General features: G+C 59.8%; 21 protein-coding genes and 1 pseudogene. 13 read left to right on the forward strand and 9 right to left on the reverse strand.

The features are described from left to right. Positions 1-22 precede the first annotated feature (22 nt). On the forward strand, positions 23-862 hold the full coding sequence (gene cobA / locus MEB48_RS19090; protein ID WP_237885517.1) for a uroporphyrinogen-III C-methyltransferase: 840 nt from the start codon (positions 23-25) through the stop codon (positions 860-862). Then, complete coding sequence (locus MEB48_RS19095) at positions 859-2352, forward strand: nitrite reductase (protein WP_237885518.1); 1494 nt, start codon at positions 859-861, stop codon at positions 2350-2352. The genes cobA and MEB48_RS19095 overlap by 4 nt, the downstream gene beginning before the upstream one ends. A gap of 403 nt (positions 2353-2755) precedes the next feature. Here the strand turns inward: MEB48_RS19095 and MEB48_RS19100 are convergent, their stop codons facing one another. Further along, on the reverse strand, positions 2756-3160 hold the full coding sequence (locus MEB48_RS19100; protein WP_007907888.1) for a TraR/DksA family transcriptional regulator: 405 nt from the start codon (positions 3158-3160) through the stop codon (positions 2756-2758). 327 nt (positions 3161-3487) lie between these two features. Next, positions 3488-3736, reverse strand: a pseudogene (locus MEB48_RS19105) (ABC transporter permease); the annotation flags it as partial. 64 nt (positions 3737-3800) lie between these two features. Between MEB48_RS19105 and MEB48_RS19110 the strand changes: the two are divergent. Both MEB48_RS19110 and MEB48_RS19115 read left to right on the forward strand, forming a co-directional pair. Then, a complete protein-coding gene (locus tag MEB48_RS19110; protein WP_237885519.1) occupies positions 3801-4721 on the forward strand; it encodes a MurR/RpiR family transcriptional regulator in 921 nt (306 codons plus the stop codon). 76 nt (positions 4722-4797) lie between these two features. Further along, complete coding sequence (locus MEB48_RS19115) at positions 4798-5409, forward strand: glutathione S-transferase (protein WP_237885520.1); 612 nt, start codon at positions 4798-4800, stop codon at positions 5407-5409. 219 nt (positions 5410-5628) lie between these two features. Here MEB48_RS19115 and MEB48_RS19120 read toward each other — a convergent pair whose 3' ends face one another. Beyond that, positions 5629-6168: a hypothetical protein gene (locus MEB48_RS19120; RefSeq protein ID WP_237885521.1), complete on the reverse strand. Its 540-nt coding sequence runs from the start codon at positions 6166-6168 to the stop codon at positions 5629-5631. 233 nt (positions 6169-6401) lie between these two features. Continuing rightward, positions 6402-7352: a hypothetical protein gene (locus MEB48_RS19125; protein ID WP_237885522.1), complete on the reverse strand. Its 951-nt coding sequence runs from the start codon at positions 7350-7352 to the stop codon at positions 6402-6404. 270 nt (positions 7353-7622) lie between these two features. On the opposite strand from MEB48_RS19125, the gene MEB48_RS19130 reads away from it, so the two are divergent. Together MEB48_RS19130 and MEB48_RS19135 are read left to right on the forward strand one after the other, a co-directional pair. Next, entirely contained in the window at positions 7623-8306 is a 684-nt protein-coding gene (locus MEB48_RS19130) for a response regulator transcription factor (protein WP_237885523.1), read from the forward strand. Continuing rightward, positions 8284-9678, forward strand: coding sequence for a sensor histidine kinase (locus MEB48_RS19135; RefSeq protein ID WP_237885524.1), 1395 nt, complete (start codon positions 8284-8286; stop codon positions 9676-9678). The genes MEB48_RS19130 and MEB48_RS19135 overlap by 23 nt, the downstream gene beginning before the upstream one ends. Positions 9679-9876: 198 nt before the next feature. Here the strand turns inward: MEB48_RS19135 and MEB48_RS19140 are convergent, their stop codons facing one another. Then, a complete protein-coding gene (locus tag MEB48_RS19140) occupies positions 9877-10383 on the reverse strand; it encodes a DinB family protein (RefSeq protein ID WP_237885525.1) in 507 nt (168 codons plus the stop codon). Positions 10384-10657: 274 nt separating this feature from the next. On the opposite strand from MEB48_RS19140, the gene MEB48_RS19145 reads away from it, so the two are divergent. After that, entirely contained in the window at positions 10658-10954 is a 297-nt protein-coding gene (locus MEB48_RS19145) for a DUF2388 domain-containing protein (protein ID WP_237885526.1), read from the forward strand. 57 nt (positions 10955-11011) lie between these two features. Here MEB48_RS19145 and MEB48_RS19150 read toward each other — a convergent pair whose 3' ends face one another. The 3 genes from MEB48_RS19150 to MEB48_RS19160 form a co-directional block, all read right to left on the reverse strand. Continuing rightward, positions 11012-11944, reverse strand: coding sequence for a pyridoxal-phosphate dependent enzyme (locus tag MEB48_RS19150; RefSeq protein WP_237885527.1), 933 nt, complete (start codon positions 11942-11944; stop codon positions 11012-11014). 229 nt (positions 11945-12173) lie between these two features. Further along, positions 12174-12848 (reverse strand): HAD family hydrolase, encoded by a 675-nt coding sequence (locus tag MEB48_RS19155; RefSeq protein ID WP_237885528.1) that lies wholly within the window; start codon positions 12846-12848, stop codon positions 12174-12176. Positions 12849-12916: 68 nt separating this feature from the next. After that, on the reverse strand, positions 12917-13324 hold the full coding sequence (locus MEB48_RS19160) for a response regulator (protein WP_237885529.1): 408 nt from the start codon (positions 13322-13324) through the stop codon (positions 12917-12919). A 266-nt stretch (positions 13325-13590) separates the two neighbouring features. Here MEB48_RS19160 and MEB48_RS19165 point away from each other — a divergent pair, with 266 nt between their 5' ends. Further along, positions 13591-14124, forward strand: coding sequence for a sigma-70 family RNA polymerase sigma factor (locus MEB48_RS19165; protein WP_237885530.1), 534 nt, complete (start codon positions 13591-13593; stop codon positions 14122-14124). Next, positions 14117-14653 (forward strand): FecR family protein, encoded by a 537-nt coding sequence (locus tag MEB48_RS19170; RefSeq protein WP_237885531.1) that lies wholly within the window; start codon positions 14117-14119, stop codon positions 14651-14653. Before MEB48_RS19165 ends, MEB48_RS19170 begins: the two co-directional genes overlap by 8 nt. Positions 14654-14938: 285 nt before the next feature. Here the strand turns inward: MEB48_RS19170 and MEB48_RS19175 are convergent, their stop codons facing one another. Continuing rightward, the gene (locus MEB48_RS19175) at positions 14939-15322 is read right to left on the reverse strand and encodes a hypothetical protein (protein ID WP_237885532.1); all 384 of its coding nucleotides are present in this window, start codon (positions 15320-15322) and stop codon (positions 14939-14941) included. A 49-nt stretch (positions 15323-15371) separates the two neighbouring features. Between MEB48_RS19175 and MEB48_RS19180 the strand changes: the two genes are divergently transcribed. The 4 genes from MEB48_RS19180 (at position 15372) to MEB48_RS19195 (ending at position 21940) form a co-directional block, all read left to right on the forward strand. Beyond that, positions 15372-17735: a TonB-dependent receptor domain-containing protein gene (locus tag MEB48_RS19180; protein ID WP_237885533.1), complete on the forward strand. Its 2364-nt coding sequence runs from the start codon at positions 15372-15374 to the stop codon at positions 17733-17735. A 75-nt stretch (positions 17736-17810) separates the two neighbouring features. Next, complete coding sequence (locus MEB48_RS19185) at positions 17811-18752, forward strand: class I SAM-dependent methyltransferase (protein WP_237885534.1); 942 nt, start codon at positions 17811-17813, stop codon at positions 18750-18752. Positions 18753-19165: 413 nt separating this feature from the next. Beyond that, on the forward strand, positions 19166-20539 hold the full coding sequence (locus MEB48_RS19190; RefSeq protein WP_237885535.1) for a glutamine synthetase family protein: 1374 nt from the start codon (positions 19166-19168) through the stop codon (positions 20537-20539). Positions 20540-20548: 9 nt separating this feature from the next. Continuing rightward, positions 20549-21940: an aldehyde dehydrogenase family protein gene (locus MEB48_RS19195; RefSeq protein ID WP_237885536.1), complete on the forward strand. Its 1392-nt coding sequence runs from the start codon at positions 20549-20551 to the stop codon at positions 21938-21940. Positions 21941-21943 lie beyond the last annotated feature (3 nt).

Genomic DNA, 21943 nt, shown 5'->3' on the forward strand with positions numbered 1-21943 from the left:
GATGAAGAACCAAGGACGTCCCATGCACCCATCGATTGTTTTACCGGCCGCACTTGCGTCTCCGTTCAGACCGGGCGAAGTGGCCCTGGTCGGCGCCGGCCCCGGTGATCCACGCTTGCTGACCCTGCGTGCCTGGAGCTTGTTGATGCAGGCCGACGCCGTGGTTTACGACCGCCTGATCAGCCCCGAGCTGCTGACGTTGATCCCCCTCACTTGCGCCCGGCATTACGTCGGCAAGGCCAGCGGTTGCCACAGCCTGCCCCAGGAACAGATCAACGAACTGCTCGCAGACCTCGCCGATTCGGGGCAGCGCGTGGTCCGGCTCAAGGGTGGCGACCCGTTCATATTCGGCCGTGGCGCCGAAGAACTGGAGTATCTGCTGCAACGCAACATCGACTGCCAGGTAGTCCCGGGCATTACCGCCGCTTCCGGGTGCAGCGCTTATGCGGGCATTCCGCTGACCCATCGGGATCTGGTCAACTCCTGCCGCTTCATTACCGGGCATTTGCAGCGCGATGGTGAGTTGCAATTGCCTTGGAGCAGCCTCGCCGACAGCAGCCAGACCCTGGTGTTTTACATGGGGTTATCGAACCTCGGGATTATCGCCCAGCGCTTGATCGAAGCCGGAATGGCAGCCGACACACCGGCGGCGCTGATCAGCAATGGCACGCGTCCCGACCAGTACGTCGCGCGAGGCAGGCTGCACCAGTTGCCGACCCTGGCGCTGGATTGCCCACCGGGCATTGCGACGCTGACAGTGATCGGCAAAGTGGTCGATCTGTTCGCAACCCAACAGCAGGAGTACCCGGCGCGCTTTTACTCCGCTCCCGTGTTGCAACGCCACGGTAAGGTGGCGATATGAGGCGCATGCTGCTTGCCCCATTGTTATGGGTCGGCGCGGCCCATGCCGGTGTAGCGCTTCCATCCTCCGAAGCAGCCGCCGACCTCTACCAACAACATTGCCAGCGCTGCCATGGCGCCAACCGTTTAGGCGGTACGGGGCCGGCCTTGCTGCCGGAGAGTCTGAGCCGGATCAAACCCGATGAAATCCGCAGCGTCATCCAGAACGGCCGTCCCGCGAGTCAGATGACCGGGTATGCCAACGTGTTCAGTCCGGCACAGATCGACGCCCTGGTGGATTACCTTCAGCAACCACCCGCCACTCCACCCACCTGGAATAACGACGACATTCGCGGCAGTCATTCCATTCTCGCCGATATCAGCAAACTGCCCGACACGCCCCAGCATGGCGCCGATCCGCTGAACCTGTTTGTGGTGGTGGAAGCCGGCGACCATCACATCAACATCCTCGACGGCGATCATTTCGACGTGCTGGCGCGGTTTGTTTCACACTTTGCGGTGCATGGCGGACCAAAGTTCTCGCCGGATGGGCGCTTCGTCTACGTCGCCTCACGCGATGGCTGGGTCAGCCTGTACGACTTGCACAACCTGAAGCTGATCGCCGAGGTCCGCGCCGGGCTCAATACCCGCAACCTGGCGGTGAGCAAGGATGGCCGCTGGGTGCTGGTGGGTAATTATTTGCCGGGCAATCTGGTGGTGCTCGATGCCCGCGATTTGTCACTGGTCAAAACCATCCCCGCAATCGGCCAGGACGGCACCGCGTCACGGGTCAGCGCGGTGTACACCGCCCCGTCACGGGACAGTTTCATCGTGGCGCTCAAGGATGTGAAGGAAGTCTGGGAGTTGTCGAGCGCCGGCACACCGGACTTCGAACCACGACGGATCCAGGCCGAAGATGTGCTGGACGACTTTTCCTTTTCACCGGACTACAAGCAACTGCTGGCCACGTCGCGCAAGGCCAAGGGCGGTCAGGTGATCGACCTCGACAGTGGCAAGGTGGTCACCGACATACCGCTGCCGGGCATGCCGCATCTTGGGTCCGGGACCTACTGGAAACGTAACGGTGAGTGGGTGTTCGCCACGCCGAACATCAGCAAGGGCTTGATCTCGGTCATCGATTTCAAGACCTGGAAACTGATCAAGGAAATTCCGACCTTGGGGCCGGGCTTTTTCATGCGCAGTCACGTCAATTCGCGGTATGCCTGGACTGACGTGTTCTTCGGGCCGGACAACGATGCGATCCACCTGATCGACAAACAGACTCTGGAAATTGCCCACACCTTGCGCCCGATGCCTGGCAAGACGGCTGCCCACGTTGAGTTCACTCGCGATGGCCGCTACTTGTTGTTGAGCATCTGGGCCAGCGATGGCGCGCTGATTGTGTATGACAGCAATACCCTTAAGGAGATCAAGCGACTGCCGATGAACAAGCCGTCGGGTAAATATAACGTGGGGAACAAGATTGAGTTTGTGGAGGGGACTTCGCATTAGGGTTTGGGTTTGGGTTTGGGTGTATATCCGTTTCTGCGGTAACCGGATTGCCCACTGCGCAGAACCTGCGCTCGACCTCTCGAAGGGGCGAGTACCGCAAAAGCACTGCGCGGCGGCCTACCGGCCGGCCTGCTTCCTCAACACCTGCGCGTACACCTGATCGTTCCCACACTCCGCGCGGGAACGATCAGAGTGGGAACGGCTCCTGGTGCTTTGCTTTGGCTTTTTATGTTGACCTGCCCCGTCGGAAGGCCGAGCGCAGGTTCTGCGCAGTGGGGAACGACAGGGGCAAAAGCCCTTGGTTACTTGGGGCTTTTCCAAGTGACTCGCTGTAAAAGCGAAACCGCCCGCAGCCGTTACCGCAGAAACTGATATGTACATCACAAATCAGGACGCTACGAAATCAGGCCTGACGCTGGTGCTTGTCGATCTGCTCGTGACGCTCTTGAGCTTCGATGCAGTACTTGGTGGTCGGGCTGATCAGCAGGCGTTTCAGGCCGATGGCCTCGCCGCTGTCATCGCACCAGCCAAAGCTGTCTTCCTTAATGCGTTCCAGAGCCTGTTCCAATTGAGGCAGCATGCGCTGGTCGCGATCGATCGCGTTCACCAGCCAAGTGCGCTCTTCTTCGACAGAAGCCGCGTCAGCCGGATCGGCCGGGGTGTCCAGGCTCTCGATGGCGATGCGATTCTGTTCGATGCGTTCATGGGTTTCGACTTTCATGTTCTGCAACAGCTCAGAGAAAAAAGCATGTTGCTCGGCATTCATGTAGTCATCCGCCGGCATGGCCAGCAACTTGTCCTTTGTCATTGATATCTCTATAAAAAAACGTGCATTAAGGCGAATTAGGGAGCGATCCGTTGAACCTGAAGCGGTCATTGGAAAGGCGCCGTTTATTCCAAGCGCCACCCGGCACTCAATTTACGAGGGGCGGCAGTCTAAGGCCCACTTGAGGCCTCAGCAACTGAAAAGACAGCAAATCTGTCCGACAAAGCCCTGAAAGTGCACTATGGCAGGCTTTGAGGCGCTTATCGGAGTGCGTTTATAGCAAGAAATTCACTCGAGCGGCTGTATATAGAAGACAAACGGCTGCGCCACGCAGGTCAGGCGTGGCGCTTTTCTGCATTTTGTCCGGCTTCAGCGCTTGAGTTTGCGCTTGTTGCGGTACTGGTCGATAACCACCGCCACCACAATAATCAGCCCCTTGATGATGTCTTGAATATAAGCATCAACACCGACAAAGGTAAAGCCACTGGCCATGACCCCGAGAATCAACGCGCCGATCACGGTGCCAGTGATCCGCCCGACGCCACCCGCCAGGCCTGCAAGCAACCCGGCGGTGCTGTAGACGATTACCAGATGCCGCTTGACGTTGATCCCGGAGGTACCGGGGGATGACGCGACCTGTCATCTCTATAAGCACAATAAGCACAAGCCAGAAGGATTCCTTATGTCCCGCACCGATCAGCCGGCTACGACCGAGAGCACGCCCGACAGCGATCTCGCCAGCCCACCGATCAATGCCGAGCGTTTGTTGCAGCTGATCACCGATGAATATGAAAGCCTGCCGCGTCAGCTCAAACGCATCGCCAGCTACATGAGCCAGCAGAGCGACCGGATCATGGTCGACCGCATCAGCGACATCGCCCGCGAATGCGAAGTGCACCCGTCGGCCATCGTGCGGTTTTCCCAGCGCTTCGGCTTCAGCGGGTTCAGCGAAATGCAGGCACTGTTCCGCGAGGCCTACACCCATAAAACCACGCCGGTGCAGAACTACCAGCAACGCATCCGCAGCATGATCGCCAACAAGTCGCAGAAAGCCAGCGGCGGCGATCTGGCGCGCGAATGCATTAACGCCACTCTGTCGGGCATCGAACGGCTGGGGCTGGAACTCGATGACCAGTCCTTCGACAAGGCCGTGGATCTGGTGGTGAATGCCGACAACATCTACGTGGTCGGGGTGCGCCGTTCGTTCGCAGTGGCCGATTACCTGGTCTACAACCTGCAACACACCAACAAGCGCATTCATCTGGTGTCGGGTCTGGGCGGCAGCTACCGCGAACAGATGCGCAGCGTGCGCGCCAATGACCTGGTGATCGCCATCAGCTTCACGCCCTACGGCAAGGAAACCCAGCACTGCCTGCGCATCGCCCAGCACAATCAGGCGAAAACCCTGATCATCACCGACAGCAACCTTTCACCTTTGGCCAAGCGCGCCAACACCGTGCTGCTGGTCAACGAAGGTAGCTCGTTTGCCTTCCGCTCGTTGAGTGCAACCTTGTGCCTGTGCCAGGCGCTGTTTATCGCCGTGGCTTATCGGCTGGAATTGAAGGTTGATGAAATTCACGAACAAGTGGGGTTTGAGGATTAGCCTAATGCCGCTTGCAGGTCGCTGAACCTCAGCTAAGGTTGTCCATCCCCGATGGACTGTCTTAAGGAGAGGCTCAATGAAACTGATCGGCATGCTGGATTCGCCCTACGTGCGGCGCGTCGCCATTTCCGCCAAGTGCCTGGGCATACCGCTGGAGCATGAGTCGGTTTCGGTGTTCAGGAACTTCGAGCAATTCCAGCAGATCAACCCCGTGGTGAAGGCACCGACCCTGGTGCTGGATGATGGCGAGGTGTTGATGGATTCGACGCTGATCATCGACTACCTGGAGGCTCTGGCGGCGCCGGGTAAAAGCCTGATACCCAACAATCCGGAGCAACGCTTGCGCTCGCTGCGCCTGATCGGTCTGGCATTGGCGGCGTGCGAAAAGTCGGTGCAGCTTTACTACGAACGCAACCTGCGGCCAGCGGAGATTCAGTACGCGCCCTGGGTGGAACGGGTCGAAGGGCAATTGGCCGCGGCGTATTCGGCGCTGGAGCGGGAGCTGGAAAAACAGCCGCTGAAAACCGACGGTTCGATTGCGCAGGACGGAATTACCCTGGCGGTGGCCTGGAGCTTTACCAACCTGGTGGTGCCGGATCAGGTGGAGGCCGCGCAGTTTCCGCGGACCAGCGCGTTCACAGAGTATGCCGAGGGGCTAGAGGTGTTTGTCGGTACGCCGATTAACTGAGCCACAACGATCGTTCCCACGCTCTGCGTGGGAATGCATCCAATGACGCTCTGCGTCATATCGGACGCGGAGCGTCCGGGGCGGCATTCCCACGCGGAGTGTGGGAACGATCATCACAGGTCATCGCCGATCATGAGGGCACTGACTACCTGTAGGAGCGAGGCTTGCCCGCGAAGGCGCCCTCAAGCATTCCATTTCTGCCGCACTCGGCACCGATCTTCAACTGGAAAAAACGTAGCGTCCTTTGACCTTCTTCGAACCCAGAAACCCCAGATCCGGGAACAACAGCGTTTTAAGGTAGGCGACAAAAAACACCATGCCCAGGGTGATCCCGGCACCGACGAGCGTCAGCAGCGGATCTTCCTCAAACCCCTGGAACATTCGTGGAAACTGGCTCAGGGAAAGGATCACGTAAATGGTGTAGGCCTGTGCAACGTTCTTATAAAAACCCCAGGCGAACAGCAGCGGCACTCCTGCGGCAAACAGGGTGAAAAACACGGCGGCACCTGGCCCGATCATCGAGCCGAGGAAGAACCCGAAGACTGCACCGAGCAACGCTTGAGCAATCGTCAGGAAAAGTAATGTCTTGATCTTGCCGGAGTGCCGCTGACACAGCGCAGGGTCCGCATAAGCACCGATCCAGTACGCCAGCACCCGATCCTTGACCTCCCCGCCGGACAGCGTCTTGAAAATTTCGGTCTTCGAATGCCCGCTTTCGAGCATCGCCACCAGTTGCCGTTTGCTTTCCTTTTTGTCCACGGTATTTCTCCCGTCAGGCAACACAAATCAGAAGTGGGAGCGGATGCGCTGCCGCTGGGGACGATTCTCGCTGCTTGGGCATCCGAAAAGCAAAACGCCGCTTCTACCTGAAATAGAAGCGGCGCAGGCAGAGCGCCTCAAAGGGCTCACGTCAGCAAGGCAATCAGAATGATGATCGGGATAGGTACGCCGAGAAGGAACAGCAATATTGAACGCATGATGGATCTCCCGGGTTAGCGAACAGGTGGCAGCGTCGTGGTTGTGGTGGTGGTCACGTAGGCATCGGTTTCCAGATACTCCACGGCATCCCGACGACGACCGCCGAAGATCGCGGCGAGGCTGGCAAAAAATGCCCCGGCCAGCAGCGCGACGAACATCCACAACGCCGTCAAGGCTGCGGCTTTGGCTGCGGTGTCGGCCGCTTGTTGCGCGGCCAGTTTGGCGTCGGCGACGGATTTTTGGGTGCGGGCATAGACTTCATCGACACGACGCTCGGCGTCCGCTTGAGTGAGGTTGGTCCGCTGGGCGACCAGTTGTGCCAGGTAAGCCCGATCCTCGGGCGCCAATTGGCCGTCGTTGCGCAGGCTGCGCGCGAAGATCCGGGTGACGGTGCCATTGGTGGCGTCATCGCTGACGGCGACTGGCCGATCATCGCGAAACAGGCTGTCGATGAAGTAGCCGTATGGATCACTGTCGGTATTGCCGACAGCACTGCCGGCCGCCTGGGTCATGGCGCTGGCGGCACCGCCGGCGACCGTGGCCCCGGCCTGCACGCCGCCGCTGACGATGTTGCTGACCGAGCCGACCACCAGGGTCGCGGTCACCAGCGTCGCGATACACCAGGCCAGGAAGCCATGGGCCGTGTCACGGAAGTAAACCTCATCGCCGTGCATGTAGGCCCATCTCACCCGCAGGCGACCGGCGATATAGCCGCCGAGCCCGGAGGCCACGATCTGGGTAAAGGCCAGCCAGACAATCGTCGAGATACCCAGGCTTTTGGCGCTGACGCCCTCATGGGCCCACGGCGAAACCGCCGAAAAACCCAGACCAAACCCAAGCAGCACGAGGATCAGCGACAACGCCGCAGCCGCCGCGGCCCCGGCGAAGATAGCGGCCCAGGACACGCCCGAGAGCGTGCTGAACTCATCTGCGACAGGATAAAAACCATCAGAGGATCTGTTCATTGTTGTAGTGCTCCAGGCAGGTGTTACAACTCGTCAAACGAGCAATTGCAGTCAACGTGCCAGTCGTACCACTTCAATAAATCGTTTTATTTCAATGAGTTGAAATCAACGAACTTCTCAGGATCATGCAGTTTGCAAGGAGCAGGCCTGATCGGCGGGTTTTATGCATTGCTTGAAACGGCGCCTGCATGAAGTTTTATTTAGAAAACCATCGATCATTTCTTGGCAAAATGTCGCGCAACGTCTTGAACACCTAATCAGGCAAGCCCTATGACCCGCATCTTGACCATCGAAGACGACGCCGTGACCGCCCGGGAAATCGTCGCCGAACTGAGTAGCCACGGCCTCGACGTGGATTGGGTCGACAATGGCCGTGAAGGTCTGGAGCGTGCAGTCAGCGGCGACTACGACCTGATCACCCTCGACCGCATGCTGCCGGAGCTCGATGGCCTGGCGATTGTCACCACCCTGCGCACCATGGGCGTGGCCACGCCGATCTTGATGATCAGCGCTCTCTCCGATGTCGATGAACGGGTTCGCGGCCTGCGTGCCGGAGGCGACGATTACCTGACCAAACCGTTCGCCACCGATGAAATGGCCGCACGGGTCGAAGTTTTGCTGCGCCGGCAGAACACCGTGACCGCCCAGGCCACCACCTTGCGCGTGGCCGATCTGGAGTTGAACCTGATCAGCCACGAGGCCAGCCGCGACGGTCAATTGCTGACGCTGTTGCCCACCGAGTACAAGTTGCTGGAGTTTCTGATGCGCAACACCGGGCAGATTCTGTCGCGGATGATGATTTTCGAAGAAGTCTGGGGCTATCACTTCGACCCCGGCACCAACCTGATCGACGTGCACATCGGCCGTCTGCGCAAGAAGATCGACCCGCCAGGCAACGTCCCACTGATTCGGACTGTGCGAGGCTCGGGTTATGTCATTGCTGAACCCCTCTAAAGGCTGGCGCTCCTCCAGCAGCCGCTTGCTGGCGCTCTACAGTTCGCTGTTCGTGGCCTGGAGCGGGATTCTCATGGGGGTCATGTATTACGAGGTGTCCAGCTACCTGGACACCCTGGCCAAGCATTCGCTGATGCAACGTCAGCATCTGTTTTCTCGCTTTTCGGGCGAGCAACTGGAGGACGCCCTCGCCGCCAGTGTGACTTTCGACATTCGCGGCATCGATGCCTATGGCCTGTTCGATGACCAGCAGCGCTATCTCATCGGCCCCTTGCGCCAGATCCCCCAAGGCCTGCCGCTGGACGGCAAGATCCACATCCTCAGCAACTGCGTCGACGCCGACGACCCGACCCTGCCCGCCGACAGTTGCGACGCCGTGGCGACTCGAACCCTGGACGGGCGCTGGCTGGTGTTGGTGCGGGACAACGGTTCGCTATTTGCCGTGACCCGAATCATCCTGCACGCGCTGCTGTGGGGCGTGTCGCTGACCATTCTGCCCGGCATCGCCGGCTGGCATTTATTAAGACGACGCCCGCTACGGCGGATCCGGGCGATCCAGGCCAGCGCCGAAGCCATTGTCGCCGGTGACCTGACCCGGCGCCTGCCGCTGTCCAATCGTCGTGATGAACTGGACATGCTCGCCGCCATCGTCAACGCCATGCTCGAACGCATCGAGCGCTTGATGAACGAGGTCAAGGGCGTGTGCGACAACATCGCCCATGACCTGCGCACACCTCTGACGCGCCTGCGGGCGCAGCTGTACCGGATTCAGCAGCAGGCCGATGACGGCTCGACGCTGGCCGTGCAATTGGATTGCGTACTCGGCGAGGCGGATACTTTGATGGCGCGTTTTCGTGGACTGTTGAGGATTTCCGAACTGGAGGATCGCCAGCGCCGTTCGGGTTTCGTACAACTGGACCCAGTGCCGTTGCTGCAAGAGTTGCATGACTTTTATCTGCCGCTGGCGGAAGAAGGCGAACTGACCTTTGAACTGCAACTGCCCGAATCACTGCCCCAACTCAACGGCGACCGGGCGTTGCTGTTCGAAGCCGTGGCGAATTTGCTGAGCAACTCGATCAAATTCACACCGCCGGGTGGCGAGGTGATTTTGCGTGGGGTGAATGACGCTGGGCACACGCGGATTGAAGTACTCGACTCCGGCCCCGGCATTGCGCTGGCCGAACGTGAGGCGGTGTTTCAGCGCTTCTATCGCACCGAAGGCGGTAACCCGCAAAGCGGATTCGGGCTGGGATTGTCGATCGTCGCGGCGATTGTCAGCCTGCATGGGTTTACGCTGGAAGTCGGTAGTAGCGAACTGGGTGGTGCGTTGTTGGTGCTTGATTGCCGGCAGAGTTTGATTGCTCAGGCCTGACACGATCTCCATCACGAAGAAGCTCTATGTGGGAGCAATGATTACTGTAGGAGCCAGGCTTGCCGGCGAAGGCGCTCTTAAGGACGCCTTCGCCGGCAAGCCTGGCTCCTACAGAGCGCAATGTCAGATGTTGACTGGAAGGCAGCTATCGCGAGCAGGCTTGCTTCCACAGGGATTTGCTTAGGCCGGGAACTCGATTCAGTACCCCGGGACTTCTCGCAGAAACACCGGCAGGTCGGTGATCGGCGGCAGGGCCGGAATCTCGCAGTACATCTGGACCACCCAGCCTCGGTGATAACTGGCATGGTTGACCACATGTAACAACATCGCGCCGGCGCTCATGATCCCGTTTTCCCCTGAGACGGAGGTGAATTCGATGGGTTTATCCAGCGAATCATCGGTCTGGGCCGAGCTCCATCCACAGAACCATTGATCGATCTCCTGCTGCACCAGTCGCAGTTCGGTGAGTTCGGGATGGAGCAGACCATGGGAAGTTTTGAAGCCGTGGCCTCGGCCCTCCAGGTGGGCTTTCCAGATGCAGTCCACCACGTAGATATGGTTCAAGGTGCCAATGATGTTGTTGAACACCGACATCCGTTTGCGGTTGAGCTCTTCCGGTGGCAGCGCCATGAGGCTGTCGAAGAGTCGCTGATCGGCCCAGCGCCTGTAATCGGCGAGCATGCGGGCAGTGCGTACGTTGATCATCAGAGGTCTCCCATGACGATGGGCGCATTGCCAAGAATAGCCCTCGCGGCTGGCAGCATCGTAATCGCTGATAACCGGCACTTCGCGCAACACGACCTGTGTAGCAGCCGAACGCAGCCTCGCGGGCTCGGCAGCTGCTACGGATCGCGTTAAGGATTAACTCCGGGTTCTGAGCGGCCGCCCACGCCTATATCGAAACGGCAGGGAACTCCTGAGCTGCGTCAAGCATCCTAAATAATGTGTTACTTCCTTTACGCTTTCGGAGGACGCCGTCATGCGCCATCTGTTGCTCATATCTTCGCTAGCGCTTTGTTTGCCCGTGGGTTCGGCCCTGGCCGATGTGGAGGCAAAAGATGTCGCCACCTCGGCGGGGCTTTCCGCATCGCTGTACTCGACGTTCAAGGATGACAAAATCGTGGTTCCCGCACGGGATGACGCTTCTAGCTTCGTGGCGAGTGGCGGTACGATTCGCGGCGTTTACCTGGAATCGGTGTTGAAGGAAATTCGACAAAATCATCCCGACCTCAAGGCAAGCGACGAGGAGCTGGCCAGAGCGATCCTTGCTCAGTAACGCTGAAACCTGCAAAAGTCGGCCGTGGGGCTCGCAACACCGGATAGTGTTCGAGCCCTAGGTTGCTTGCGCCCCAGCGGACAGGCGCGCCCAGCCGGCTACCAACTGTGCGCTGATGCTGACGCCGCCGCACACCACAATGACCACATCGTGGGCCTTGGCAATCGCCGGATGGTCCAGGTACGCCACCGCCAATGAAACCCCGCACGCCGGTTCGACCAATTGGCGCAGGTCGTTGGCGTAACGAACCACGCCCATGATCGCCTCATCATCGCTGAGCACCACGCATTCGTGCGCAAAGTCGAGGATGTGCTGCACCGGCCAGGCTGCCACTTGTGCCGCGCCCAGTGATGTGGCGACAGTATCGATGCGCGGCAACCTGACCGGGTGGCCGGCACTGACGGCCGCCGCGAAAGACGCCGCGCCCCGGGTTTCGCAAGCAACGATCCGACAATCCATGCGCCGATGACGGATCAGTCCAGTGAGCAGGCCCGCCAGCAAACCGCCGCCGCCCACCGACGTTACCAACACATCGACCTGAGGACAGTCCTCGATAATTTCATCGACCATCGTGCTGTGCCCTTCCCACAACACCGGATGATCGAAGGCTGGCACATATTCAGTGTCCGCGCCCTTTGCGAGCTCTTTCGCCCGTTGATTGGCTTCGTCCCAGACTTTGCCATGGACGATCACCTCGGCACCGGTTTTCCTGATCCTGGCGCGGGTGGTTTCCGGGGTGGTGTTCGGCACCACGATGCAGGCTTTAAGCCCCAGCTTGGCGGCGGCCACCGCGGTGGCCAACCCGGCGTTACCACCGGAAGGACAAACCACTTTGCGCTTGCCCTGCTCCGCTGCCTGGCTGCACAGCAGGCCCATGCCGCGCAGTTTGAACGAGCCGCTGGGTTGCAGGTTTTCCAGCTTGAGCCAGATTCGCCGGGCCGGGGTCGACAGACCCGGGTGTAAAATCAGGGGCGTTCTGATGTGAAGCATCGTGTGCTCCTTGTGGCAGCACCGGCTCACTGAGATCTTTCAATGAGCCAACAATCAACGGATAGACTTATCCTTATCCAAGCTTAGTTCACCCACCCTCCGGCTACCGTTATGGCCATAACACGATGCCCCATGTAGGAGCCGGCTTGCCGGCGAAGGCGTTTTCATGAGCGCTGCATGCCGTGAGGCCGCCTTCGCTGGCAAGCCAGCTCCTACACATTAGCTCGCTTCAACATTGGATTGTGTACAGGCTGATTTGGCTGTGGAGATCCACTCGGGCCTCGACCAAGTCGTAGCTGGCCAGGGTCGCATGCGGGGTCTGGAGCGGATGAACATGGGTCGCGGTGATGACCATGACGTGGGCACCCGCCGCTTCACCTGCGCGAATCCCCACGGCGGCGTCTTCGAAGATCAGACAATCGGTGGGCTCGACCCCTAACCGACGAGCAGCCAGATAATAGCCCGCTGGGTCAGGTTTACCGGCGCTGACGTCTTCGGCGGTGATCATCACGCCAGGTTCAGGAATGCCTGCCGCCGCCATTCGGCGCAGGGCCAGCGACCGTGGCGCGGAGGTGACGATCGCCCATTGGTTGGCAGGCAGCGACGTGAGGAAACTCGCCGCGCCGGCCACTTCGACGATCCCTTCCACATCCTCGACTTCCGCCTCGGTGATCCACGCGGCTTCAGCAGCGGCGTCTACTCCGGGCAAGGCTAGACGGGTGATGGTGTCGATGGCGCGAACGCCGTGGATGGTCGGCAGGAAGGTATCGACATCGATCCCGTGGCGTAAGGCCCAGGTGGTCCAGATCCGCTCGGCGGCAGCGATGGAGTTGAGGACGGTTCCGTCCATATCGAACAGGAAGGCGCGGTATGAGGTGTTGAACACGGATGCTTGAAGGGACAAAGGGCGGACTTCCTTTCGCAAGAACCAGGCGAGTATTTTCAAGCAATGTACATCACCCGCGACAGCGCCTACAGGGGTCGATTCGACTGCAAGGCGTTTTGCACACAATCGAGCAATTGGCCCACCGCCCAAGGTTTCTTGATGAACGCAACCGGGTGCTTGACCCCAGAACTTTTCGGGGTTTCGAAGCCAGACATGATCATGATCGGTTTGTCCGGCCAACGGTCGCCGAACTGATTCGCCAGGTCTGCGCCATTGAGCTTGCCCGGCATGGTGATGTCCGTCAGCAACAGGCCTACCTCTGGCGCATGCTGCTCCAGAAACTGCGACGCAGCGTCCGCGCTGACCTTGGGTTCAACCGCAAAGCCTTCCTCCTGAAGAATTTCGCACAGAAACTCCAGGATCAACGGGTCGTCCTCAACCACAAGAATCAAACCGTCAGACAAGTGCGCGCCCGTCGCTGATACTGGCCCCATGACTGTGCCACTCCCTGATTACGTAAATGATTTGCGCGGGCTCAAATCCGCCACCTACAGGTATGAGCAGCGGACTTCGTGGAAATTCATTTTTGATACAGCCGGATGACGAAATCGCGCGAAATGCAAGCCTTGCGCCAGTTTTGATGCGATTCGAATCCTTGTTTTTGCGTTCGTATCGGACTTGAACGTCGCACAGCAACATGACAGCATTCGCATTTGCAACAGCTTCCCATTTGCGAATTATCTTCGTTCGAGGTTTCGTCGTGTCGGGTCAGTCCGCTTCGTCCCTTTCCGAGCTTTACCGTGGGCATCACGGCTGGCTGTTCGGCTGGCTGCGCAAAAAGCTCGGCTGCCCCGACAATGCGGCCGACTTGGCCCATGACACCTTCGTCAAACTGCTGGGCCTGGACGTCTTGCCGACATTGCAGGAACCACGGGCTTATCTGCTGGTGGCAGCCAATCGTCTGTTGATCAATCAGTATCATCGGCGCCGGGTCGAGGAAGAAACCCTGCGCAGTATGGTCGTACTACTCGATCAGCAAGCCCAACAAGGCCCGGAACAGATCATTGCCGTGCGCCAATTGCTCGGCAAAGTGCTGTTGCTGCTGCTCGAAGAGCTGGAAGAGAAACCGCGCAAGGCTTTTCTGATGGCGCGTGTCGATGGCTGTTCCTATGCCGAAATTGCCAGACACCTTCAGGTCTCCGAAAGCAGCGTCAAGCAGTACCTGGCCAAGTCACTCGCGCACTGTCACGCTCGTTTATTCGACGCCTTGCCTGAGGTGTTAAGAGATGAGTGAAATCCTCACCCAGGATCAGATTCGCGAGCAGGCTGCCGCTTGGCTGGTGCGTCTGGACGAGGCGCCCTCACCTGAAGAACTGGCAGAATTCAACGCGTGGCAGGCTGCAGATGTGCGCCATGGACAACTGTTCGAACAGCTTCAACAGCTGTGGCAATCCTTCTCGCCGCCACCGAAAACCCGGTCCCGTCGCGCCCGCCTGATGGGCGCAGCCCTGGTGTTGCCGGCGGCGATCGCCGTCGGCCAGTGGCTGCCGGTGCAGAGCTGGATGACTACCCCCGCTGAATCGGTTGCCCCGATCCGTAGCCAGCTGATTTTCCACGACAGGCCTTTGCCCGACGTACTGGCTGAAATTGAACAGCATCGTCGAGGGTTGGTCTGGGCGTCGGACGCACAATTACAATCTCTGCGTTTTACCGGCGCACTGCCCGCGCAAGATAGCGATGCCGCACTGGCTCTATTGCAGGCGTCCTTGCCAATCCGCATCGAAACCTACAGTAAATATCTGGTGCAGGTGCGGCGGCGCTGAGTCCTGTCGCAAGCTGCGCAATCGTCTTTTGCAGGAGCCCGGCTTGCCGGCGAAGGCGTTTTCATCGGCGCTGCATGACGTGGGGCCGTCTTCGCTGGCAAGCCAGCTCCTACCACAGACATCGTGAACGACACCGCCCCCCGTAGGAGCCCGGCTTGCCGGCGAAGGCGTTTTTATCGGCGCTGTATACCGTGAGGCCGTCTTCGCTGGCAAGCCAGCTCCTACCACAGACATCGTGAACGACACCGCCCCCCGTAGGAGCCCGGCTTGCCGGCGAAGGCGTTTTCATCGGCGCTGCATGACGTGGGGCCGTCTTCGCTGGCAAGCCAGCTCCTGCCACAGACATCGTGAACGACACCGCCCCCCGTAGGAGCCCGGCTTGCCGGCGAAGGCGTTTTCATCGGCGTTGCATGACGTGGGGCCGTCTTCGCTGGCAAGCCAGCTCCTACAGATGCCGTGAACGCCGCGAACCTCGTAGGAGCCCGGCTTGCCGGCGAAGGCGTTTTCATCGGCGTTGCATGACGTGGGGCCGTCTTCGCTGGCAAGCCAGCTCCTACAGATGCCGTGAACCTCGTAGGAGCCCGGCTTGCCGGCGAAGGCGTTTTCATCGGCGTTGCATGACGTGGGGCCGTCTTCGCTGGCAAGCCAGCTCCTACTGCCCGATTTCATTTCAGCCCGGTCATTGGAGTTAATACAGTCGATTCCATGAGCTACAACAATGACCAACCAGACCTTTTCCTTCTTTCGCCTGAGCGCTCTGGCGCTTGCCTTGAGCTGCGCGGTACCGGCCTTCGCCGACTCCGCGACAGACACTTATCACTTCGAACTGGCAAGCCAGCCGCTGGACACTGCACTGACGGCATTGGCCACGCAGACCGGGCTGTCCATCGGCGTCGATGCGGCGCTGTTGCGTGGCAAAACGGCGCCGTCGCTCAAGGGTGATTACAGCACCGAACAGGCACTCGATAGCCTGTTGCGCGACAGTGGCCTGCAATGGCGCTTCAGCGGAAAAAACAGCGTCACGCTACAACCGGCTCCGGCGCCGCTGGAACTGGGCAGCGGCTCGCTGTCCCTGTCCGACACCGTGGTGTCCGCCACACGCAGCGAGACCAGCATCGCCTCGATTCCCGGCACCGTGCAGTTGATTCAGGCCAGGGAGATCGCGCAACAATCGGCTGCCGGGCGCAAGGTGGCCGATATTCTCGGCACGCTGGTGCCCGGTCTGGCGCCCTCCTCCGGCACCATGAGCAATTACGGCCAGACCCTTCGCGGGCGTAATGTGCTGGTGCTGATCGACGGTGTTTCGCAGAACGCCAGTCGCGACGTTTCGCGCCAGCTCAACAGCATCGCGCCATCGAGTATCGAACGCATCGAGGTGGTTTCCGGTGCCAGCAGCCTTTACGGCGCGGGCGCCTCGGGCGGGATCATCAACGTCATTACCAAGCGTAACGAGGGGCAATCCCTGGCGATGAGCAGTCGCATAGGCCTCAGCAGCGCCGACAACCTCAATCGCAAAGGTTTTGCCTACGAAGTGTTCCAGAGCGTGACCGGGCGCGAAAAAGCCTTTGATTGGTACCTGTCCGCGGACCTGTTGCAACGCAATGACCAGTTCGATGGCAACGGCAATCGCATCGCCCAGGAAGCGTTTCAGGGCAGCGACATGGACACCGAGAGCCATGACCTGCACGCCAAATTCGGCTTCGATCTGGATGACGACCGACGCCTGAGCCTGTCCCTGCAGGATTACGAGGACAAACAAGACACCGGCTATGTGGCGGGCGCTCGCAATGGCGAGTCGGTGGCGATCAAAGGATTGCAGTTGAGCGACCAGCCGTTCACCCATAACCAGGCGGTGAATTTCAATTACAGCGATCGCGATCTGTTCGGCCAGCAGTTGATGGTGGAAAGCTACTGGCGCAAACAGCAGGCGCGGTTCTTCCCATACAACTGGGGCGCCAACGCCGGGGTCGTGGCTTCCGAGAGCGAAGCCGAGGTCTATGGCCTGCGCACCGCTGTGGAAAGCACACTGCCCTCGATTGGCAGCGCCACCGGTAATCTGGTGTGGGGCGCCGACTTCGAGAACGAACAAATCAGCCAGCAGGGTGACCGCTACAACGTCGACGGGTTGGCCTACACGCCAACCGGCCAGCGCTACGCCTTCGGCCCGGACATTGAAACCAACACCACGGCACTCTTCGCGCAATCGAGCTGGGACATTGGCGACTGGACCCTGCGCGGCGGTGCGCGGCACGAGTGGATTCACAGCGACGTCGCCGACAGCATTGCCTTTGGCGGCATCTGGCAAGCGGGCGTGACCGAGGTGTTGCCCGGCGGCACGCTGAAGTACGAAGACACCCTCTACAACCTCGGCGCGGTCTACCACATCAGCAGTGCGCAGGATGTGTTCGTCAACTTCAGCCAGGGCTTCTCGCTGCCCGATGTGCAGCGCTTCCTGCGTGATGTGCGCGGCAGTTACAACATCCAGGACCTCAACGCTCAAGCGATCAAGGTCGACAGTTACGAACTGGGCTGGCGCGGGGACTGGGAGTCGTTGCAGGCCAACGTCACCCTGTTCGAAAACCGCTCGGACGTAACGCAGTACTACGACTCCGTCACCCGTGCGCAACGGCTGATCGATCAGAAAGAACGTGTGCGCGGGGTCGAAACCAGCCTGACGTATCACCTCGATCAAGCCTGGTCGCTGGGCGGAACCTACGCCTGGACCAAAGGCGAAACCCGCCAGAACGGCGAATGGCTCGACCTGCCGGCCACGCGCATCTCACCGGCCAAAACCACCGCCTTCGTCGCCTTTGAGCAGGACGATTACAACCTGCGCTTGCAGGCCATGCGCCTGGACAGTTACGACGCCGGTTTTCAGGATGGCAACGGTCGTAAAATCGAAGGCTATACCACGGTCGACCTGCTGGCCGGCGTGGAACTGCCGGTGGGCAAACTGGACATGGGCGTCTACAACCTGAGCGATCGCAACTATGAAACGCTTTACATGCAGGCCAACGCGGCCGCGCCTTACCCTCATGCCGAAGGCCGTCGATTGGCGGTCAGCTATTCGGTGGATTGGTAAACGCGCGCGCTGTTCGTTCGTGGGGGGCGAATTGTGGTTAAAATGCCGCCCCTTTTACATGACCGACCTTGCCCGATGAACCCAGACGCCCTCTCCGTCCTCCACGACCATTTGCTGACTGCCCTTGCGGCTGCACCCGCAGAAACCCGTCGGCTGTTCCACGGCCGTGGCCGCTGCTGGCCGGGGCTGGAGCAATTGACTGTCGACTGGCTGCAGGGCGTGGTGCTGGTCTGCGTGTTCAAGGAGCCGCAAGCGTCGCAACTGGACGATTTGAAGCAGCGGCTGATGGCGATCACGCAGTCGCCTGCATGGACGACATCCGGCGCGCATACGTTGCTGCTGCAACATCGATACCTGCAGGAAAGCACCACCGAATGGCTGCTGGGGGAGCCGATCGACGAGATGACGATCACCGAGGGCGGCTTGCAGTATCGCGTGGACCTGGGCCGCAAACAGAACACCGGTCTGTTCCTCGACATGCGCTATGGCCGCGATTGGGTGCGGGCCAACTCGGATGGCAAACGGGTATTGAACCTGTTCGCCTATACCTGTGGGTTTTCGGTGGCCGCGATCGCGGGTGGCGCTACGCATGTGGTGAACCTGGACATGTCCCGCGCGGCCCTGAGCCGTGGCCGCGACAATCACCGGCTCAACGGGCATGACCTGAGCAAGGTGAGTTTTCTCGGCCATGACCTGTTCAAGTCATGGGGCAAAGTCATCAATAGCGGCCCTTATGATCTGGTGATCATCGACCCGCCGTCCTTTCAGAAAGGCAGTTTTCTGCTGACCAAGGATTATCAACGCGTACTGCGCCGGCTGCCGGAATTGCTCAGCCCACAAGGCACAGTGCTGGCCTGCATGAACGACCCGGCTTTCGGTGCGGACTTTCTCATCGATGGCGTCACCCGCGAAGCGCCGAGCTTGCGGTTTGAGCAGCGGCTGGAAAATCCGCCGGAGTTTCCCGACGCCGATGTTGAGTGCGGGTTGAAGGCGTTGGTGTTCAGGCAGGGTAGTTAGAGATCAAAAGATCTGTTGATGTTGATCCAACACCAGGCAGTTTGGTCGCGAAGATTAGACTAATGGTACTTGAGTGCCAGCCCTCGGCTTCTTACGATGGTTACACGTAGCGGTTGGAGGTTTAAGGCCGCTGCGTAGGTGATGAGTGAACTGAACCCCAATAAGCTCACCACTTGTTTCATGCGCATCTTGAGCCTCTGGCTCTACTTCCTCCCCATCAAAGAGCTTCGAGGCTCTTTTTTTGTCTGTAAAAAACTCCAGCAATCTTAAAACCGGGCATCCGAGCGCAGTAGGCTAAGCTTTCAGCAGCTCATTGCTCACGATGCTCGATTCTGCAGGTTTTGGTTTTTTCTGGAGAGCGTCTGCAACAGCTATTTCAGACAGGCCCAAACCTTTCACGCAGGATTGACGTGATGACCGAGCCCCTTCTCAGCTTTGATGCACTCAAGCGCGCCGCTGCCGCAGGCGAGATCGATACCGTGTTGGTCTGCATGGTCGACATGCAAGGACGACTGGTCGGCAAGCGATTCCAGGTCGAGTTTTTCATCGACAGCGGTCATGAAGAAACCCACTGCTGCAATTACCTGCTGGCCGACGACATCGACATGGAACCGGTGCCGGGTTATGCCGCGGCCAGCTGGAGCAAAGGCTATGGCGATTTTGTCCTGAAACCCGACATGGCCACGTTGCGTCGCGTGCCCTGGCTTGAGTGCACGGCACTGGTGCTCTGCGATGTACTCGATCACCACCATCGGCGCGACCTGCCGCACAGCCCCCGGGCAATCCTGAAAAAGCAGGTCGAGCGCCTGCGCGAACGCGGCTATACCGGCATGTTCGCCTCGGAGCTGGAGTTCTATCTGTTCGACGAGAGCTATGAGGCGATCCACGAGCGCAACTACCACAAGCCGAAGACCGCCGGCCATTACATCGAGGATTACAACATCCTGCAGACCACCCGCGAAGAGCCGGTACTGCGGGCGATTCGCAAACACCTGCAGGCCTGCGGCATTCCAGTGGAAAACTCCAAGGGTGAATGGGGGCCGGGGCAGGAAGAGATCAACATTCGTTATGCCGATGCCCTGACCATGGCTGACCACCACGTCATCATCAAACACGCCTGCAAGGAGATCGCGCAACTGCAGGGCAAGGCGATCACGTTCATGGCCAAGTGGCGCTATGACGCCGCCGGTTCCAGCAGCCATGTGCACAATTCGCTGTGGGACAAGAATGGCAAAAAATCGCTGTTCTTCGATCCCAAGGCCGAGTTCGGCATGTCGAAGCTGATGCGCTCGTGGGTGGCCGGACAGCTCAAATACGCCAACGACATCACCTGTTTTCTCGCGCCCTACATCAATTCGTACAAGCGCTTTCAGGCTGGCACCTTCGCCCCGACGCGGGCGGTATGGAGTCGGGACAATCGCACGGCGGGTTTTCGTTTGTGTGCGGAAGGCAGCAAGGCCATCCGCATCGAATGCCGCATCGGCGGTGCCGACCTCAATCCCTATCTGGCTTTTGCTGCCTTGATCGCTGCCGGGCTGGCCGGTATCGACGAGAAGCTCAACCTCGCGCCGCCCTTCGAGGGCGATGCCTACGTCGACGAGCATTTGCCTGAAGTGTCGAAAACCCTGCGCGACGCCTGCGCAGCACTCAAGGCCTCGAGCATGTTGCGCGAGGCGTTCGGTGATGAAGTGATCGACCACTACGTGCACACCGCCGACTGGGAACAGAAAGAGTACGACCGGCGAATCACCGATTGGGAACTGCAGCGCGGCTTCGAGCGCTATTGAGCACACACCATGACTGAGATCGTTCAACTCATCTCCCCGGTCGATGGCCGGGTCTACGCCGAACGCCGTCGGACCGATGCGGCGCAGATCGACCAGGCACTGGAGGCGGCCGCAACCGCCCAGGCGCAATGGCAGCGCCGGCCACTGAGCGAACGCGCCGCGTTTTGCAGCGCTGCGGTGGACGCAATGCTGGCGATGCAGGCCGACATCGTGCCTGAGCTGGCCTGGCAGATGGGCCGCCCGGTACGCTTTGGCGCTGGCGAGCTGCGTGGTTTCGAAGAACGTGCGCGGCACATGATCGCCATTGCGCCTGAGGCGTTGGCAGCGATTGAACCTGCGCCTGTCGCCGGTTTTCGGCGCTGTATCAAACGTGAACCGCTGGGTACGGTGCTGGTCGTTGCACCGTGGAATTATCCCTATCTGACGGCGGTGAATACGATCATTCCGGCGCTGATGGCCGGCAACAGCGTGATCCTCAAACACGCCACGCAAACGCTGCTGGTCGGCGAGCGTTTCGCCGAGGCCTTGCGCCGCGCCAATCTGCCCGAAGGCCTGTTTCACAACTTGCTGCTCGATCATCAGCAGATCGCCGCGATGATCGTTTCAGGACGGGTGCATCAGGTGAACTTCACCGGTTCAGTCGACACCGGCAAGGCTATTGAAACCGCCGCCATGGGCCGCTTTCTCGGCGTGGGTTTGGAGCTCGGTGGCAAAGACCCCGCCTACGTCCGGGCAGACGCCAACCTTGAACATGCGGTGGATAATCTGGTGGACGGCAGCTTCTTCAATTCCGGACAGAGCTGCTGCGCCATCGAACGTATCTATGTCGATGAAAAAATCTACCCGGCCTTTGTCGAACGCTTCGCCGCCCTGGCCCGTCAATACGTGCTGGGCAACCCGCTGGACGAAGCCACTACCCTTGGCCCGATGGTGAGCCCGAGCGCCGCTGAGTTCGTGCGCGGGCAGATTGCCGATGCCCTGTCACAAGGGGCCAGGGCGTTGATTGATCCAAAGGACTTTCCCGCCGACGCGCCGGGCAGCACCTACCTCGCGCCGCAGGTACTGGTGGACGTCACCCACCAAATGTCGGTGATGCGCGAAGAAAGCTTTGGGCCGGTGGTCGGCATCATGCCGGTGCCCAGCGACGACGAAGCCATCGCCTTGATGAACGACAGTGAGTTCGGGCTCAGCGCTTCCATCTGGACCCAGGATCTCGCCGCTGCCGAACGCATCGGCGACGAGATCGCCACCGGCACCGTGTTCATGAACCGCTGCGATTATCTGGACCCGGCCCTGGCCTGGACCGGGGTGAAAAACAGCGGGCGCGGCGTAACGCTGTCGCGCCTTGGCTATGAACACCTGACCCGGGCGAAATCCTTCCATCTGCGCCACGAGATCTGAGCC

This window comes from Pseudomonas sp. PGPR40, assembly GCF_022014505.1.
Lineage (GTDB): Bacteria > Pseudomonadota > Gammaproteobacteria > Pseudomonadales > Pseudomonadaceae > Aquipseudomonas.

Excerpts from the sequence above, each read along its gene's own strand:
- cobA (WP_237885517.1), top strand. The coding sequence starts at position 23 with ATGCACCCATCGATTGTTTTACCGGCCGCACTTGCGTCTCCGTTCAGA.
- MEB48_RS19095 (WP_237885518.1), top strand. The coding sequence starts at position 859 with ATGAGGCGCATGCTGCTTGCCCCATTGTTATGGGTCGGCGCGGCCCAT.
- MEB48_RS19100 (WP_007907888.1), bottom strand. The coding sequence starts at position 3,160 with ATGACAAAGGACAAGTTGCTGGCCATGCCGGCGGATGACTACATGAAT.
- MEB48_RS19110 (WP_237885519.1), top strand. The coding sequence starts at position 3,801 with ATGTCCCGCACCGATCAGCCGGCTACGACCGAGAGCACGCCCGACAGC.
- MEB48_RS19115 (WP_237885520.1), top strand. The coding sequence starts at position 4,798 with ATGAAACTGATCGGCATGCTGGATTCGCCCTACGTGCGGCGCGTCGCC.
- MEB48_RS19125 (WP_237885522.1), bottom strand. The coding sequence starts at position 7,352 with ATGAACAGATCCTCTGATGGTTTTTATCCTGTCGCAGATGAGTTCAGC.
- MEB48_RS19130 (WP_237885523.1), top strand. The coding sequence starts at position 7,623 with ATGACCCGCATCTTGACCATCGAAGACGACGCCGTGACCGCCCGGGAA.
- MEB48_RS19135 (WP_237885524.1), top strand. The coding sequence starts at position 8,284 with ATGTCATTGCTGAACCCCTCTAAAGGCTGGCGCTCCTCCAGCAGCCGC.
- MEB48_RS19140 (WP_237885525.1), bottom strand. The coding sequence starts at position 10,383 with ATGATCAACGTACGCACTGCCCGCATGCTCGCCGATTACAGGCGCTGG.
- MEB48_RS19145 (WP_237885526.1), top strand. The coding sequence starts at position 10,658 with ATGCGCCATCTGTTGCTCATATCTTCGCTAGCGCTTTGTTTGCCCGTG.
- MEB48_RS19150 (WP_237885527.1), bottom strand. The coding sequence starts at position 11,944 with ATGCTTCACATCAGAACGCCCCTGATTTTACACCCGGGTCTGTCGACC.
- MEB48_RS19160 (WP_237885529.1), bottom strand. The coding sequence starts at position 13,324 with ATGGGGCCAGTATCAGCGACGGGCGCGCACTTGTCTGACGGTTTGATT.
- MEB48_RS19170 (WP_237885531.1), top strand. The coding sequence starts at position 14,117 with ATGAGTGAAATCCTCACCCAGGATCAGATTCGCGAGCAGGCTGCCGCT.
- MEB48_RS19175 (WP_237885532.1), bottom strand. The coding sequence starts at position 15,322 with ATGAAATCGGGCAGTAGGAGCTGGCTTGCCAGCGAAGACGGCCCCACG.
- MEB48_RS19180 (WP_237885533.1), top strand. The coding sequence starts at position 15,372 with ATGACCAACCAGACCTTTTCCTTCTTTCGCCTGAGCGCTCTGGCGCTT.
- MEB48_RS19185 (WP_237885534.1), top strand. The coding sequence starts at position 17,811 with ATGAACCCAGACGCCCTCTCCGTCCTCCACGACCATTTGCTGACTGCC.
- MEB48_RS19190 (WP_237885535.1), top strand. The coding sequence starts at position 19,166 with ATGACCGAGCCCCTTCTCAGCTTTGATGCACTCAAGCGCGCCGCTGCC.
- MEB48_RS19195 (WP_237885536.1), top strand. The coding sequence starts at position 20,549 with ATGACTGAGATCGTTCAACTCATCTCCCCGGTCGATGGCCGGGTCTAC.